Genomic DNA, 15460 nt, shown 5'->3' with positions numbered 1-15460 from the left:
ATTGGCACGACTGATGCATTAAAAATGGTGACCTTTGGCGCACTAAGGTCGCGGCTGAGAGCGGGGCAAGCCTGTTCGAACGAGGCCGCAGGGATGCCACCGCCAAGCAAACAGGGATAGTACAGTATAGAGAGCTGGCGGGCGCTTGCTTCGGTAACAACGGACGGTGGGCAAAGCCCATACCGGCAAGCGCGGCAAGGCTGCCGTAAGGAGCCGACCGGCACAAGGAAGTCGTTCGAGCAGGACTTGCTCCACTCGCAGTCATTTCACGCGTTGCATCGTTCCACCCGCTCTGCCAATCTCAGCGGCATGCCCTTCGCGGCGAGGACGGTGCGGCCATGTTGCCCCCTGTGCAGAGCAAATTACCGGGTGTCGGCACGACCATCTTCTCGGTGATGTCGCAAAAGGCGCACGAGCACGGGGCGATCAATCTATCGCAAGGCTTCCCGGATTTCCCTGTACCAGAGCCGCTTCGCATGCGCCTCGCCGAGGCGGTGAGTGCCGGGCATAATCAATATGCCCCATCGGCGGGCGTGCCGATGCTCCGCGAGGCCATCGCCGCGAAGGCACGCTCGCTCTACGGGTGTTCCGTCGAGCCAGCCACGCAGGTGACGGTCACCTCGGGGGCGACAGAGGCGCTGTTTGCCGCTATCGCCGCGGTCGTGCGTCCGGGAGACGAAGTGATTGTCTTCGATCCTGCTTACGACGCCTACGAGCCCGCCGTCGCGCTCGTCGGCGGCCGCGTTCACCACCTGCCGTTGTCCGAGCCGGACTTTCGCGTGGATTGGGAGCGAGTGCGGGACACGCTTTCCGCCCACACGCGGCTCATCATTCTCAACTCGCCTCACAACCCGACCGGGGCAATATTCGAAGCTGCGGATCTGGAGGCCTTGGCACAGATAACCCGGGACACCGAGGTGCTGCTGCTCGCCGATGAGGTCTACGAGCACATCGTCTTCGACGATCGAGCGCATCAGAGTCTGCTGCGCGACCCCGAGCTCGCGGCACGCGCGTTCGTGGTCTCCTCTTTTGGCAAGACATATCACTGTACCGGCTGGAAGGTCGGCTATTGCATCGCCCCGCAAGGCCTGACGGCGGAGCTGCGCAAGGTCCATCAGTATCTGACTTTCAGCACCATGACACCGGCTCAGCACGCCTTCGCCCGCTTTATGAGCGAGGTGCCGGAGCACTACAGGCAGCTCCCTGCCTTCTATCAGCACAAACGGGATCGTTTCTGTGAGTTGCTGCGGCCCTCGCGATTTCGGCTTCGCCCGGCCAACGGGACATACTTTCAGCTGCTTGACTACGGCGAGCTCTCGGATCGCACCGATGTAGAATACGCCGATTACCTGGTAGAAAGCGCCGGCGTTGCAGCGATCCCGATTTCGGTTTTCTATCAGAATCCGCCGCCCGGCCAGCGGCTGCTGCGGTTCTGCTTCGCCAAGGCTGACGCCACCTTGGAGCAGGCTGGAACGCGCCTCTGCGCTTTGTGAGCCTGGCGCGACGCTGGATTTTGCCAGCGCGCGCACCTACTCCTGCTTCAGCCGACATTCTTTATTCAAGTGCCACTCCAAGCGTAAGGGAAACTTGCCATGCAATACCTACACGCCATGGTCCGTATCAGCGACCTTGACGCGTCGCTGGATTTTTTCTGCAACAAGCTCGGCTTAAAGGAAATTCGCCGGCGCGAGAGCGAGCGGGGACGCTTCACGTTGATTTTCCTGGCGGCACCCGCCGATGCGGAGCGGGCCTTGCGCGACGCCGCGCCGCTGATCGAGCTGACCTACAACTGGGACCCGGAGCGTTACGAGGGCGGTCGCAACTTCGGCCATCTGGCATTTCGGGTCGACGATATTCACGCCACCTGCCGACGCCTCATGGAAAGCGGTGTCACGATCAACCGGCCGCCGCGCGACGGTCGGATGGCGTTCGTTCGCTCGCCCGATGGCATATCCATCGAGCTGCTGCAGAAAGGTGAGCCGCTGACCCCGGAGGAGCCGTGGATTTCCATGGAAAATACCGGGACCTGGTAAGCAAACGGATCACTCCGCGCTCCAGGCACGCTCCAGGAGGAAATCGATCCCGGCCTCGGGAGCGAGGGTGCCATAGAGCATTCCGCCGCTGTCGCCGAGCCGGCTTTCACAAAACGCATCAGCCACCGCCGCCGGGGAATGGCGCACCAGCAAGCTCGCCTGCAGGGTTAGCGCCATGAGCTCCGTTATCCGCCGCGCGCGCGGCTCGGCCTGCTCCGGGTGGCTTAATTCCTGCTTGAGCCGGTTGACGGCCATATCGAGCCGGCGGTGGCCGCCGCGGGCGGCTTCCACCTCCGCCAGGAAAGCGGAGACCGTCTGCGGCTCGCGCTCGATGGCGCGCAGCACATCGAGACAGATCACATTACCGGATCCCTCCCAGATGCTGTTTACCGGCGCCTCGCGGTAAAGACGCGGCAGAATGGAGTCCTCCACGTAGCCATTGCCGCCGAGGCATTCCATTGCCTCATAGATGAACAGTGGCGCACGCTTGTTGGTCCAGTATTTGGTCATCGCCGTGCCGACCCGCCCGAGCAACTGCTCCTCGAGATCGCCCTCGGGCCGATCGAAGGTGCGGGCAATACGCAGGATCAAGGCAACCTGCGCCTCGAGCTCCAGTGCCAGATCGGCGAGCAGGTTGCGCATCAGCGGATGATGGATCAGCAATTTGCCGAACGTGCGGCGGTGGCGAGCATGGTGTATCGCCTGCACGAGCGCTTGGCGCATCATGCCTACCGGCGCCGTTGCCGCGTCGAGACGTGTTTGCTGCACCATCTCGATGATCGTGCGCACGCCGCGCCCCTCCTCACCCAGCCGCCGCGCCCAGGTACCCTGATATTCGATCTCGGCCGAGGCATTGGAGCGATTGCCGAGCTTGTCCTTCAGGCGTTGGATGAAAAACGGGTTGCGTCGCCCGTCCGGACGCCATCGCGGCACCAGAAAACAGCTCAGCCCCCCGGGTGACTGGGCCAGCGTCAAAAAGGCATCCGACATTGGCGCCGAGCAGAACCATTTGTGGCCGGTGAGCGTGTAGACATCACCCTCGAGCAGCTGAGCGCGCGTCGCATTGGCGCGCACATCGGACCCCCCCTGCTTCTCGGTCATGGCCATGCCGAGCGTAACGCCGGCTTTCTCCCCGATGGGCAGGCTGCGCGGGTCATACTCGCGCGTGCGCAACCTCGGCTCCCAGCGATCCCCCACTTCCGGGGCCAGGCGCAGCGCGGGCACGGCCGCATGGGTCATCGTAATGGGGCAACATACCCCCTGCTCGGGTTGCGTGAGCAGATACAATGCCGCCACATGGGCAACATGGCCTCCCTCGCCCTCCCGCTCCCACGCGATACTGTGAATGCCGCGGTGAATCGCCGCACGCATCAGCTCATGATAAGCGGGGTGGTAGCGCACCTCATCGATACGCCGGCCGTAGGCGTCGAAGGCGACGAGCTCCGGGGGCTGACGGTTCGCCAGGAAACCTTGCTCCATGGCCTGCTCGCTGCCGGCCCATGCGCCGAGCTCGCGCAGATAATCGCGCACCCAAGGCTCGCCTTCGCGGCCCACCGCCTCTGTCAGCACACGGTCCGTGTCGAAGGCCTGGTAGTCACCCAAAGACGGCGGCTGATTACTGACATCGTGCGTCGGCAAGCCGGTCAACGGGTCACGCGAAGCCATCTTCAACCTCCTGTTAAGAGCACGCCAGCACACCGCCTCGTGAGCAGTATACCCCCGCGCCCGGGCCAACGCGCACCGAAACCGCCGCCGCATCGTCCGCGGGCTCGTGTCACGCCCTCCGCGCCGCCCGCAGGTCCGCGCGGCCCTGCATTGGCCGAGTCGGGACGGCTTTCCTGCCGCGCTTGATGTGTCCGGCGGAAAAAAATGTTATTGAAAAAGCGCCAGGAGGGCTTTTTTGCCCTGGACTCGCCGGGTACGCGATGGAGGCCGAATGCCGCTGACGAGCGCCGCCGGATTCAAGAGCTGGTTCATCCGTAACGTGCTGGATCCCGATACCAGCGACTACCCCTGGTGGAAAGCGCAGAGCATCTCGCTATTGCGCCTGGTTTACGCGGTGCTGCGGGATCTCTCGCAAGGGCAGCTGATGCTCCAGGCCACCAGTCTCGTATACACGACCCTGCTCTCGTTGGTGCCATTGCTCGCCTTGAGCTTCTCCGTTCTAAAAGGCTTCGGCGTCCACAACCAGATCGAACCGGCTTTGAATCAATTCCTAGCGCCCCTGGGGCCTCAAGGGACCGAGATCACCGGGCGCATCATCGAATTCGTGGAGAACATGCAGGTGGGGGTGCTCGGGAGTGTGGGCTTGGCCCTGCTGCTCTACACGGCGGTCGGCCTCATGCAGAAAATCGAGCGCGCCTTCAACGACCTCTGGCATATCCACCGCCAGCGCGCCCCCGCCCAGCGGTTCAGCGACTACCTCAGCGTGCTCCTCGTCGGCCCCGTGCTGATTTTCACCGCCCTGGGCATGACCGCTGCGGTGTTCGGCTCGCAAACGGTGCAACGCCTGAGCGAGGTGCCGCCGTTTGGCCTCGCCATCGAGCTGATTACCAGCCTAGTCCCTTTTCTGCTGATCATCGCGGCCTTCAGCTTCATTTACGCGTTCGTTCCGAACACTCGGGTGCGCCTCGGCTCGGCGTTGGTCGGCGGCGGAGTGGCAGGCATCCTCTGGCAGCTCACGGGCTGGTTCTTTGCCGCCGTCATCGCCACGTCCACCAAGTACACGGCGATCTATTCAGCCTTCGCCGGGCTCATCCTGTTCATGATGTGGCTCTATCTGAGCTGGCTGATCCTGCTGCTCGGCGCGAACATTACCTACTACCATCAGCACCCGCGGTATTTGCGTTGGCTCCACCGTGAACCGCGGCTGTCCTCGCGCATGATCGAATGGATCGGCCTCAGCGTGCTGGTCCTGGTCGCCGAGCGATATTACCGCCACGAGCCGCCGTGGACCGCCGCGAAGCTGACCGAGCGGCTGCAGCTTCCGCAAGCCCCGTTCGACGAGGTGCTGAAGGCATTAAGCGACTGCGGGCTGCTCGAGGGAATTGACGAGCAGAATACCGTGCGCTACCTACCGGCGGTGCCGCTGGAGACCACGCGGGTTTACGACGCGCTCACAACGCTGCGCCGACATTGCGAGCATTCAGGGCTTGCCCCCGCGCAGTTGCAGGCCCCGCAGGCGGTGGCCGAGTTCATGGCGCAGTTCGAGGCGGCGGTATCCGAGCGCGTCGGTGACGTGAGCATTCGTGATCTCGCCCTCTCGCAAAGGACGGCGCTGGACAATTCGACCACGCCCGATCCCGCGCCGACTCGCGCAGCCGTTAGCCAGGGCGCCGCGCCATACCGTGCCAGGGGCGAGCCGCCTCCCCCGGGTGGCAGAAGCCAGTGACCGCTTCTGGGGGTGGCCCGGCAGCTCGGTGAGAAAGAGCGGGACGGAGCGGCGACGACAACCACGCCGGCGCTTGCGGCCGAGTCGAAGCGGCCTTCAGCAAACCTCCTACGCTTCAGCGCTCGGCGGCGGTCGGCGCGATGGGGATGTTGACGATGCGGGTTGCTTTTCCGATACGCAAGGACAGGCGCAGGGACTGCACCGAGTTTGCCTCGTCATTGCCGGGAAAGAACAGATAGCCGTGGGCGAGCTCCCCCTTGTGGATCACCCGATCCTGCAAGGAGCTCTGCTCCAGGTCGCGTCGCACATCCTCCCCTACCGTCGCGTAGCGGGAGGCGCCCCCCGCAATCGCGCCGACCGCGGCGCCGGCCGCGGCCCCCTTGCCGGCGGTGGCTCCGACATCCTGACCCGTGACGATACCATAGGCCGCGCCAGCCACGGCGCCGGCCAAGCCCGTGAGAAGGGAGCTTTTGGCACCCGCCTTGATACTCTCGCCCCGACTCACCGACGCGCTCACCCGCTCCCGCGCTCGCGCCGCCGAGAGCAGCGGCCAGGCATTGCCTTGCTGATCAATGAGCAGCGTCTGCTGCGCTTCCACCGCGATCGGCTCGCCGCTTTGGTTGTCGATCACGAACTGAACCGGCAGCAACCCCGCATTTCGAATATTGAAGCCGAAGGCCTGCTGGGCGGCCCTCGGGTCGAGGAACGCCCGCGCCACGACGCTGGCACCCTCGATATTCACCGCGCCCTCCTGCGCCGCGGGTAGCGGCACCGGAGCCACCCGTTCGCCATAGGTGGTACAGCCCGCGATCACGAGCCATGAAACGAGCACGGCCAGCAGGAGGCAATATAAGGACGAAACGGCGCGCATTCAGTGCTCCCCTTCTCGGTTCGATGCGCAAGGCGGACCGGACTCGCGGTACCGGTCCATCGTTTGCGCTCTCGCGGGCGTCCGGCCCCGAATCGGTTCATGGGTGCGGAAACGCCCGTTTCCGCACGTGGCGACGCTCGCAGACGCGTCGGCATGTCTACTATAGTCCGAGCATGATTCAATAGACATGTATGTTCCGCACCCACCCGAGACCGAGGAGAAGACGACCCCATGAGCGAGCACATCTACAAGCTCATCGAGCTGGCCGGGTCATCGCCCAACAGCATCGAGGAGGCCATAGAGAACGCCATCAGCCGGGCCGGCAAAACGGTCCACAATCTGCAGTGGTTCGAGGTGGTCGAGACTCGCGGGCACATCGCCAACGGGCGGGTCGCCCATTATCAGGTGGTGCTCAAGGTCGGCTTCACGCTGGAGGAATGACGCGCTCGCCGATGCGCAGGCGCCACTGCGCCGGGTCGGGCTCGCGATGCTGCCAGCCGATCTCAGACCTCTATGGCCTTGCCAATCTGCTTGCGCCAGCCTAGCAGAATGGGGGCGCTGTCCGCAGCCTCGCGGAACTTGCGATCGGAAATGATGGCGACCGTGGCGTCCATCAGCCCCTGGGCAAGCGCGAGACGGCGGAAGGTCGCTTCGGCACGCTCCGCTGGCAAACAGCACGGGCTGCGGGCCGCAAATCCTCCCGCCTCACGTGAGATCGACAAAGACGCCACGGCGTTCGACGCTCACAGATCGGAGCGCATTGCACTACCCCGCCCCGAGCCCCAGCGGGCGTTGCATCTGCGGAAAAGTGGCTCATCGTCCTCCGGAATCCGCGTAAAAGGCGCTCTCCTCCCGGGCCATCGCAACGAGAACCGCCGCCGGCGCGTAACGCTCACCATAGTCGGGCTCGAAGCCCTGCAGCGTGCGCGTCAATGCACCGAGGCCGAGGCTGTCCATGTAGCGAAACGGCCCTCCCCGAAACGGCGGGAACCCGATGCCGAACACCGCACCGACGTCCCCGTCGCGGGCGCTGCGGATCACGCCCTCGTCCAGACAACGCGCCGCCTCGTTGAGCATCGGAGTGACGGTGCGCTCGACGATCGCCCCCTCCGTCATCTCCTTGCGCACAGGCACCTCCAGCAGACCGTAGACGCGTTCGTCGACCTCCTTGCCGCTGCGCTTGCCGCCGTAGGAATAGAATCCTCGCCCGCTCTTCTTGCCCAAGCGTTCGTCGTCGAGCATGCGCTCGATCGCGGCCACCGGGCGCATCCGCTCGCCGAAAGCCTCATGCAGTAACGGGGCCACCTTGGCGATGATATCGATACCCACCTCGTCAAGCAGCTTGAACGGCCCCACTGGAAATCCGAAGCGCACCAGCGCCTCATCGATGCGCTCGATCGCCACGCCCTCCTCGAGCAGATGCGCGGCTTCATTGAGATAGGGCGCGATGATGCGGTTGACGTAGAAACCGACCCCGTCGCGCACCAGGATGGGCGTCTTTCCTTGGGCCCGCGCGAACGCCATCGCCGTGGCAATTACCTGCGCCGAGGTCTGCTCGTGGGCGATGACCTCCACCAGCGGCATACGCTCCACGGGTGAGAAATAGTGCAGGCCGATGACGTTATGCGGCCGCTCGGCGGCCTGCGCGATCCGCGCCAGCGGCAGTGACGAGGTATTGCTGGCAAAAATGGTGTGTTCGTTGCAGTTGGCTTCGACGTCACGGACCATTCGATGCTTCAGCTCGAGGTCCTCGAACACCGCCTCGATGACCAGGTCCAGCCCCCGGAAGCCGCTGAAATCCAAGGTCGCGGTAACCCGGCGCCGCTCGCGCGCCGCCTCGAAGCGGGTAACGGAATGCCGTTGCAGCCGCTGATCGATGCGCTCGTTGATGTACTTCAGACCGCTCGCCAGGCTCTGCGGCGCGACATCCTTCAGCCGCACAGGCACCCGGGCCCGGCCGGCGGTTACAAAGCTGATCCCCGCGCCCATCATGCCGCCGCCCAGCACACCGATGCGCCGCACCGCGCGTGGCTCGAGGCTCGGGTCGGCCACGCCGGTATCCCTTTTCATGGCGGTAGTGGCGAAGTAGAGATTGATGAGCTGACGGGCCTGCGGTGTCATCGCCAGCTCACCGAACGCCTGCGCCTCGGCCTTGAGCCCCTGCGCCAGGCCTTTGCTCATCGCGCTCGCCGCACAGTCGATGATACGCGGCGGCGCCGGATAGTTACCTCGCGTGCGTTTGTCTACGCGCCGCCGCGCTTGCCGCAGCACCACCGCGCGGCCCAAGGGGTTGCCTCCCAATGCCCAGGATTTCAGCCCGGCGAGCACGCCGGCGGCGCGCCGAACCGACCCGCGGCGGCACACCGCGATCCACTCACAAGCCGTCTCCAGCAGAATCGACTCCGGAACCCGATCGTCGACCAGCCCGAGTTGCTGCGCCTGAGCCGAACGCAGGCGCCTGCCGGTCAGCATCAGATCGAGCGCCGCCGGCAGGCCGATCAGCCGCGGCAGACGCTGAGTGCCGCCACCGCCGGGCAACAGCCCGAGTTGGACCTCGGGCTGGCCCAGCCGGGTCTGCTCGCCGTCGGTGCAGACCCGGGCGTGACAGGCGAGCGCCAGTTCCAGGCCGCCGCCGAGACAGACGCCGTGGATCGCGGCCACCACGGGCACGGGGAAAGCCGCGATGCGCTGGAAAATCGCCTGCCCCTCTTCAGCCAGAGCAGTCGCTTCCGCGGCGCTCCCGCAGGCGTCGATCATATGGATGTCCGCGCCGGCGATGAAGGAACCGGGCTTGCCGCTGATAAAGATCAACCCTTGAAGCGACTCATCGCGCTCCAAGCGGTCGAGCAACTCACCGGCCTGGTTCATCACCTCGCGACCGAGCGTATTCTGGCTCTGCCCGGGACAATCAATCCAAATGCAGGCCACGCCGTCGTCCCGCCGCTCGAGGCTCAACGCCGGCTCGCTCGCCTCCTTGTGCCGCGCCGCCGTCTCCTGCCTCGCTATCATGCCACCTCCAGAACCATGGCGGCCCCCAGGCCACCGGCCGCACAGGCCGTCGCCAGCGCGGTGCCCCCACCGCGTCGGCGCAGCTCGCGTAGTGTCTGCACGATCATGCGCCCACCGGTGGCGGCGAACGGATGCCCGTACGCGATGGAACCGCCGAGCACGTTGAGCCGCTCCCAGTCCACCTCGCCGATGGGCTCATCCCGACCCAGCCGCTCACGGGCAAAGGAACGGTCCGGCCAGTACTTCAAGTTGGCGAGCGTCTGCGAAGCGAAGGCCTCGTGAATATCGATCAGCGTCAGCTCGTCGAGCCGCAGGCCCGCTCGCTCGAGCGCGACTGGCGTCACGTAAGTGGGCGCCATGAGCGCGTCATGGAACGGATTTACCGCCGCGAAAGACCAGGAGCGAATCCAGCCCAGCGGCTCGTAGCCAAGTGCCCGCGCGCGGCGCTCACTCATCAGCACCAACGCGCTCGCCCCGTCGGTCAGGGGCGTGGAATTGCCGGCGGTAACGCTGCCGTGCCGACGATCGAAGGCCGGCTTGAGCTTGCCGAGCGCCTCCAGGGAAGCGTCGCCACGGATGTTGTTGTCGCGATGGATGGGCTGCTGATCTTTGCCGGTGAAGGCGTACATCACCTCGGCGCCGAGCTTGCCTTCCTCCCAGGCCTGATGAGCCAGTCGGTGGGAGCGCAGAGCGAACTCGTCCTGCTCCGCGCGGCTGATGCCGTGGCTTTTGGCCATCTGCTCGCCGATCTCGCCCATGCTCAGTTCCGTGGAGTAGTCCCGCACGGCCGGCGAACGAGGTGCCAAATCCTTTGGGCGCAGCGAGCGAAACGTGGCCAGGCGCTGGGGCAGCGTTTTCGCCTTGGACGCTTTCAGTAGCATACCCGCAAGACGCTTGGAGACCTGGATTGGCAAGACCGATGTCGTATCGGCCCCACCGGCCAAGCCCACCTCGATCTCCCCCAAGCGTATGGCCTGCGCGATATCGGCGGTGGTCTGAAAGCTCGTGGCACAGGCGCGGGTCACGCTGTAAGCATCGGTCGCCGGGTCCAAGCCCGTCTGCAGCACCACCTCACGGGCAATATTGGGGGCTTCCGGGGGCGTCAGAACCTGACCGAAGACCACACGCTCGATCAGCTTGGGGTCGAGCTCCATGCGCGCCAGCAATTCGTTGGTAACCAGGGTACCGAGCTCGATGGAGTTGAGATCGCGGTACGCCGTGAGCTGACGGGCAAACGGGGTCCGCAGCCCGCTGACTACGGCGACCCGGTCGGCCGCGCCGCGGCGCACGTTGCGGCGGCTTTTCCGGCGCGTCTGCTTGGCCGCGTCCAGGCCGTCTGCCACGCCATTGTGATCATCCGCGGTCACGCCCCCTCCATTTCACGAAGTCGCCCAGGATTTGGACAATTACGAACGGCCGACGTGCCCCGGCGGCAGCCGAGAAGGACGGTCATCCGGCATGTCCAGGGGAGATGCGACGGGGCGTACGGCTTGCAATCCGTTGCGGGGAACAAACACATCGCCGCCTGTCGGCTTACCAGCAATAACCGAGCGGCCAGCCGTACCCCATCCGGTACCAGGGATAGAAGGGCGAGCCGAACCAGTAGCGGTTAGAGCACGAACTGTAGCGGGGCACCGGCCGCTGCTGCGGCCAGAGGTGGTAGGCTTCGGCAGCGACGACCGGGTAGCGGTACGAGTAACTACCGATCATACGAGACTCCGCGCCCACCAGCGTGCCGACCACCGTCACCGAACGGCCGGCCGAGTAGACGACCGGATCCAAAAAGCCGTTGATCTTTGCCATGAAACGGCCCTGGCTGGCACCGTCGGCGTAAGGCTCACCGTCGTCGTCCAGCGGCTGTCCCATGATAAGCAGCACGGTCTCCTGTTCTTGGTTCTCGACCCCCACGATCGTTCCGCCCCAACGCACCGCGAGCCCGCGATAATCGTTCGGTCGCGCGTGCACCTGCGAGAGCCGCGGATTGTTGGCGGGCGCATCGGGGATCAGTGCCTGAGTGCCACAGCCGCTCAGCACGACCATCATGCCCGCCAACATCCACCACCACCTTTGTATTCGCATACCAGTGCACCTCGCTTGCACGACTGCGGCGCCCGAGTGCTAATAACCATCTCGCCCCTGGAGTGCAGTCCTCGACACCCACAGCAATCTCAGGCCGCGTGCTTGTGACGCACGTAATTGATCAGGCTGCCTTGCATCAGCACCTCGATCTGACGCTCGCTCAGAGCGTGCCTAAGCGGGTAGCCCTCGTCGCGGCTGCGGTTGAACGCGCGCAGCTCATCGCCCTGGCGCAGCCCCTCGTGAATTCCCTCGATCGCCACGACATCGCCTTGACCGATCCGCTCCCAATCCTGCGGATCGCAGAACTGCAGCGGCAGCACGCCAAAATTCACCAGATTCTGCCAGTGAATCCGGGCGAAGGACTTCGCGATCACCGCCTGCACCCCGAGATAGGCTGGACACACGGCCGCGTGCTCACGACTGGAGCCCTGGCCGTAATTGCTTCCGGCCACGACGAGCGAACCGCCGCTCTGGTACTCCACGGCCCGCTCGTAATAGCTCTCATCCAAACGGCTGAAGGTAAAGCGGCTGATCGCCTCGATATTGCTGCGCAGCGCCAGGATCTGCACCCCCGCGGGAAGGATCTCGTCGGTGGAGACATCGTCGCCGGCTTTGAGCAGCACCGGCCCGACGATTTCGTCCTTCACCGGCTCGAACTCCGGCAGCCCGCGGATATTCGGCCCTTTCTGCAGCTCGACCGCCGTGCCGTCCTCCTCCGGCGGCTGCACGAGATCCGCCGCCGTATCCACCGTCTCGGGCTCCACGAAGCGCGGATAGGCCATATCGAGGGTACGCGGATCGGTGATCACGCCGGTCAACGCGGAGGCCGTCGCAGTCTCGGGGCTGCACAAATAGACCGCATCCTCCTTGGTGCCGGAGCGCCCCGGGAAGTTGCGTGGCACGGTGCGCAGGCTGATACGCCCGGTCGCGGGGGCCTGACCCATGCCGATGCAACCGTTGCAGCCCGTCTGGTGCAACCGCGCCCCGGCAGCGAGCAGCGCGCTCAGCAAGCCAAGCTTGATCAAGGCATCGAGGATCTGCCGCGAGGTCGGATTGATGTCGAAAGAAACGCCCGCAGCGATTCGGCGCTCGGCTACGATTCTCGCGGCAATGGCGAAGTCACGAAGTCCCGGATTCGCGGACGAGCCGATATAGCTCTGATAGATCGGCCGTCCGGCCACCTCCTGCACCGCAACCACGTTGCCCGGACTGCTCGGCAGCGCGATCAGCGGCTCGAGCTGCGAGAGATCGATCGCGTCGTGCTCGTCGTACTCCGCCCCCTCGTCGGCTTGAAGAGGCCGCCACGCATCTTCCCGCCCCTGCTGACGCAAAAAGCACCGGGTCTGTTCGTCCGCGGGAAAGACCGTCGTGGTCGCGCCCAGCTCCGCGCCCATGTTGGCGATGACATGACGGTCCATGGCGCTCAGCTCGGCAAGCCCGGGGCCGTAGTACTCGATGATCTTGCCTTCGACGCCCGCGCCGCCGTGGCGGCGCAGCATCTCCAGGATGACATCCTTGGCGCTGATCCAATCCGGCAGCTTACCGCTCAGGCGCACGCCCATGACCTTCGGCATCTTGAGATAGAAGGGCTCACCCGCCATGGCCATGGCAACCTCCAGCCCACCCGCGCCGATCGCCAGCATCCCGAGCGATCCGGCGGCGCAAGTGTGGCTGTCGGAGCCGAGCAGTGTCTTGCCCGGCGCACCGAAGCGCTGCATATGAACGGGATGACTCACGCCGTTTCCGGGCGGACTGAACCACACGCCAAATTTACGCGCGGCGCTGCGCAGAAACAGATGATCGTCGGCGTTCTTGAAATCCACCTGGAGCAGGTTGTGGTCTACGTATTGGGCGGAACACTCGGTACGCACCCGTGGCAGACCCATGGCCTCGAACTCCTGCATGGCCAGCGTCCCGGTGGCGTCCTGGGTAAGGGTCTGGTCGATGCGCAGCCCGATCTCGGCACCAGGCCGCATCTCGCCCTCTAGCCGATGATCGGCGATCAGCTTCTGGGCGACATTATAGCTCATGGGGCTCCCTCTCCCGCTGCACGCGCATGCGCTCATAAGATCGATCCATGTGGGTCGGCGGCGGCATTTACAACCCCGCCGCAGCCGTCGCATGCCGCGCCGGTTCAGGGCTGTTGCGCCGCTTGCAGGGCTTCCTCGGCCTCCGCCCAGGCACTCTCCACGTTCGCCTGACGGCTGCGCAGCTCGCCTTGGCGCTGGAGCAGGTGCATCAGGCGGTCCTTTTCAGCGGTTTCATATAACGCCGGTTCGGCCAGCTCGCCTTCGAGCGCACCCAACTCGTCGTCCAGGCGCTGCAGCTCACCGAGCAACTCCTCCACCTGCTTGCGCAGCGGCTGCAACGCGGCACGTTGCTGTGCCTCACGCCGGCGCACCGCCGCACGACTGACTTTCTCCGCGGCCCCGTTGCCGCCGGCGCCCGGCCGCACGCGCCGGCGCTCACCGAGCCACTGACGATAGTCCTCCAGATCGCCATCGAAGCGGCGCACGCCGCCGTCGGCCACCAGGTAAAAATCGTCCACCGTGCTGGTGAGCAGATGGCGATCGTGCGCGATGGTGACGGTCGCGCCTTCGAAGCCTTGCAGCGCCACGACCAGGGCATGGCGCATGGCCAGGTCCAGGTGATTGGTCGGCTCGTCGAGCAGCAGCAGATTGGGACGTTGCCAGACCACCAGCGCCAGCACGAGCCGCGCCCGCTCGCCGCCCGATAGCGGCGCACAAGCCTCGGTCGCCAGCGCACCGGGGAAACCGAAACCGCCCAAAAAATCCCGCAGCGACTGCACCGGCGCCTCCGGGGTCAGACGCTGCAGGTGCTGCAACGGGCTCGCCGAGGGGTCGAGCTGCTCGAGCTGATGCTGCGCGAAATAACCCACCTTGAGGTGGCGGCTGCCGGTCAGGGTCCCGCTCTTGGGTCGAAGCCTTCCCGCCAATGCCCGCACCAGGGTGGACTTACCGGTCCCGTTCGGCCCCAGAAGACCCAGCCGCGCGCCGGGACGCAGGCTGAGGCGCACGCCGCAGAGGACGGTGCGCTCCGCATAGCCGAGAGAGACATCCTCGAGCTGCAGCATCGGGTTCGATGCCCGCGGCGGCTGCGGAAAAACGAAGTGGAACGGCGAGTCCGCATGGGCGGGAGCCACCCGCTCCATGCGCTCCAGCGCTTTGATTCGGCTCTGCGCCGCCCGGGCTTTGCTCGCTTTGGCGCGGAATCGGTCGATGAACCGCTGCAGGTGCGCGATCTCTTGGCGCTGCTTGTCGTGCAGCGCCTGCTGCTGGGCAAGCCTGGCGGCGCGCTGCCGCTCGAACTCGCTGTAGCCGCCGCGATAATAGTTCAATCGCCGGTGCTCGATATGCACGATGCCGTCGGTGACGGCATCCAGGAATTCCCGGTCGTGGGAAATGAGCATGAGCGTGCCGGAATAGGCTCGCAGCCAGGTCTCGAGCCACAGCACCGCCTCCAGATCCAGGTGGTTGGTCGGCTCGTCGAGCAGCAGCAGGTCCGAGCGCTGCATGAGCGCGCGGGCGAGATTCAACCGTACCCGCCAGCCTCCGGAAAATTCCTCGACCGCTCGCATGTGCTCGGCGGCCGCGAATCCGAGCCCGTCGAGTAACTCGGCAGCACGCGCGCGGGCGCTGTAGCCGTCGATGGCGTCGAAGCGGGCGTGACTGGCGGCGATCGCCTCGCCCTCTTCGGCCGCTTCCGCAGCGGCCATTGCACGCTCCACCTGGCGCAGCTCGGCATCACCGTCGAGAACATAGTCGACGGCGGAACGCGCGAGTGCCGGCGTCTCCTGGGCCATATGGGCCACAGCGAGGCCGGGCGGTAATTCAACGTCCCCGGCGTCGGGCTGCAGTTCTCCAAGCAGCAAGGCGAACAAGGAGCTCTTGCCGGAGCCGTTCATACCCACCAGACCGGCTCTTTGCCCCGAATGCACGACCAGATTGGCCTGCTCGAGCAGCGGCTCGGGGCCACGGCGCAGGGTGATGTTTCGCAGTGTAATCATGGCGGTGCAGATTATCCGCCTTGGGCTTTGCGCGCAAAAGGGTTCGTGAG

12 protein-coding genes are annotated in these 15460 nt (G+C 65.3%); 4 read left to right on the top strand and 8 right to left on the bottom strand.

Annotated features, from left to right (window positions below; genetic code table 11):
- Positions 1 to 338 precede the first annotated feature (338 nt).
- Both AC52Q4_RS14765 and AC52Q4_RS14760 read left to right on the top strand, forming a co-directional pair.
- Complete coding sequence (locus AC52Q4_RS14765; RefSeq protein WP_495537561.1) at positions 339 to 1493, top strand: methionine aminotransferase; 1155 nt, start codon at positions 339 to 341, stop codon at positions 1491 to 1493.
- 99 nt (positions 1494 to 1592) lie between these two features.
- Positions 1593 to 2033, top strand: coding sequence for a VOC family protein (locus AC52Q4_RS14760; RefSeq protein ID WP_495537560.1), 441 nt, complete (start codon positions 1593 to 1595; stop codon positions 2031 to 2033).
- Between the two features lie 9 nt (positions 2034 to 2042).
- On the opposite strand, the gene AC52Q4_RS14755 is transcribed toward AC52Q4_RS14760, so the two are convergent.
- Complete coding sequence (locus AC52Q4_RS14755; protein WP_495537559.1) at positions 2043 to 3698, bottom strand: isovaleryl-CoA dehydrogenase; 1656 nt, start codon at positions 3696 to 3698, stop codon at positions 2043 to 2045.
- 271 nt (positions 3699 to 3969) lie between these two features.
- Between AC52Q4_RS14755 and AC52Q4_RS14750 the strand changes: the two genes are divergently transcribed.
- On the top strand, positions 3970 to 5424 hold the full coding sequence (locus tag AC52Q4_RS14750) for a YihY/virulence factor BrkB family protein (protein WP_495537558.1): 1455 nt from the start codon (positions 3970 to 3972) through the stop codon (positions 5422 to 5424).
- A gap of 115 nt (positions 5425 to 5539) precedes the next feature.
- Here the strand turns inward: AC52Q4_RS14750 and AC52Q4_RS14745 are convergent, their stop codons facing one another.
- Positions 5540 to 6295, bottom strand: coding sequence for a hypothetical protein (locus AC52Q4_RS14745; RefSeq protein ID WP_495537557.1), 756 nt, complete (start codon positions 6293 to 6295; stop codon positions 5540 to 5542).
- 231 nt (positions 6296 to 6526) lie between these two features.
- Here AC52Q4_RS14745 and AC52Q4_RS14740 point away from each other — a divergent pair, with 231 nt between their 5' ends.
- Positions 6527 to 6736, top strand: coding sequence for a dodecin (locus AC52Q4_RS14740; protein WP_495537556.1), 210 nt, complete (start codon positions 6527 to 6529; stop codon positions 6734 to 6736).
- A gap of 62 nt (positions 6737 to 6798) precedes the next feature.
- Here AC52Q4_RS14740 and AC52Q4_RS14735 read toward each other — a convergent pair whose 3' ends face one another.
- From AC52Q4_RS14735 to AC52Q4_RS14710, 6 genes are all read right to left on the bottom strand, one after another.
- The gene (locus tag AC52Q4_RS14735) at positions 6799 to 6966 is read right to left on the bottom strand and encodes a hypothetical protein (protein WP_495537555.1); all 168 of its coding nucleotides are present in this window, start codon (positions 6964 to 6966) and stop codon (positions 6799 to 6801) included.
- A gap of 142 nt (positions 6967 to 7108) precedes the next feature.
- Positions 7109 to 9304 carry a fatty acid oxidation complex subunit alpha FadJ gene (gene fadJ / locus AC52Q4_RS14730; protein ID WP_495537554.1) on the bottom strand — a complete coding sequence of 732 codons (2196 nt, stop codon included), beginning with the start codon at positions 9302 to 9304 and terminating at the stop codon, positions 7109 to 7111.
- On the bottom strand, positions 9301 to 10635 hold the full coding sequence (fadI, locus tag AC52Q4_RS14725; RefSeq protein WP_495537563.1) for an acetyl-CoA C-acyltransferase FadI: 1335 nt from the start codon (positions 10633 to 10635) through the stop codon (positions 9301 to 9303). Before fadI ends, fadJ begins: the two co-directional genes overlap by 4 nt.
- Before the next feature lie 202 nt (positions 10636 to 10837).
- The gene (locus AC52Q4_RS14720) at positions 10838 to 11347 is read right to left on the bottom strand and encodes a Slp family lipoprotein (protein ID WP_495537553.1); all 510 of its coding nucleotides are present in this window, start codon (positions 11345 to 11347) and stop codon (positions 10838 to 10840) included.
- Between the two features lie 125 nt (positions 11348 to 11472).
- Positions 11473 to 13413 (bottom strand): aconitate hydratase, encoded by a 1941-nt coding sequence (locus AC52Q4_RS14715; RefSeq protein ID WP_495537552.1) that lies wholly within the window; start codon positions 13411 to 13413, stop codon positions 11473 to 11475.
- 104 nt (positions 13414 to 13517) lie between these two features.
- The gene (locus AC52Q4_RS14710) at positions 13518 to 15410 is read right to left on the bottom strand and encodes an ATP-binding cassette domain-containing protein (RefSeq protein WP_495537551.1); all 1893 of its coding nucleotides are present in this window, start codon (positions 15408 to 15410) and stop codon (positions 13518 to 13520) included.
- Between the last annotated feature and the right edge of the window lie 50 nt (positions 15411 to 15460).

Source organism: Nitrococcus sp. (genome assembly GCF_059432795.1).
The sequence above is the reverse complement of the archived record's forward strand: the minus strand, read 5'-3'. Positions and strand labels throughout refer to the sequence as shown.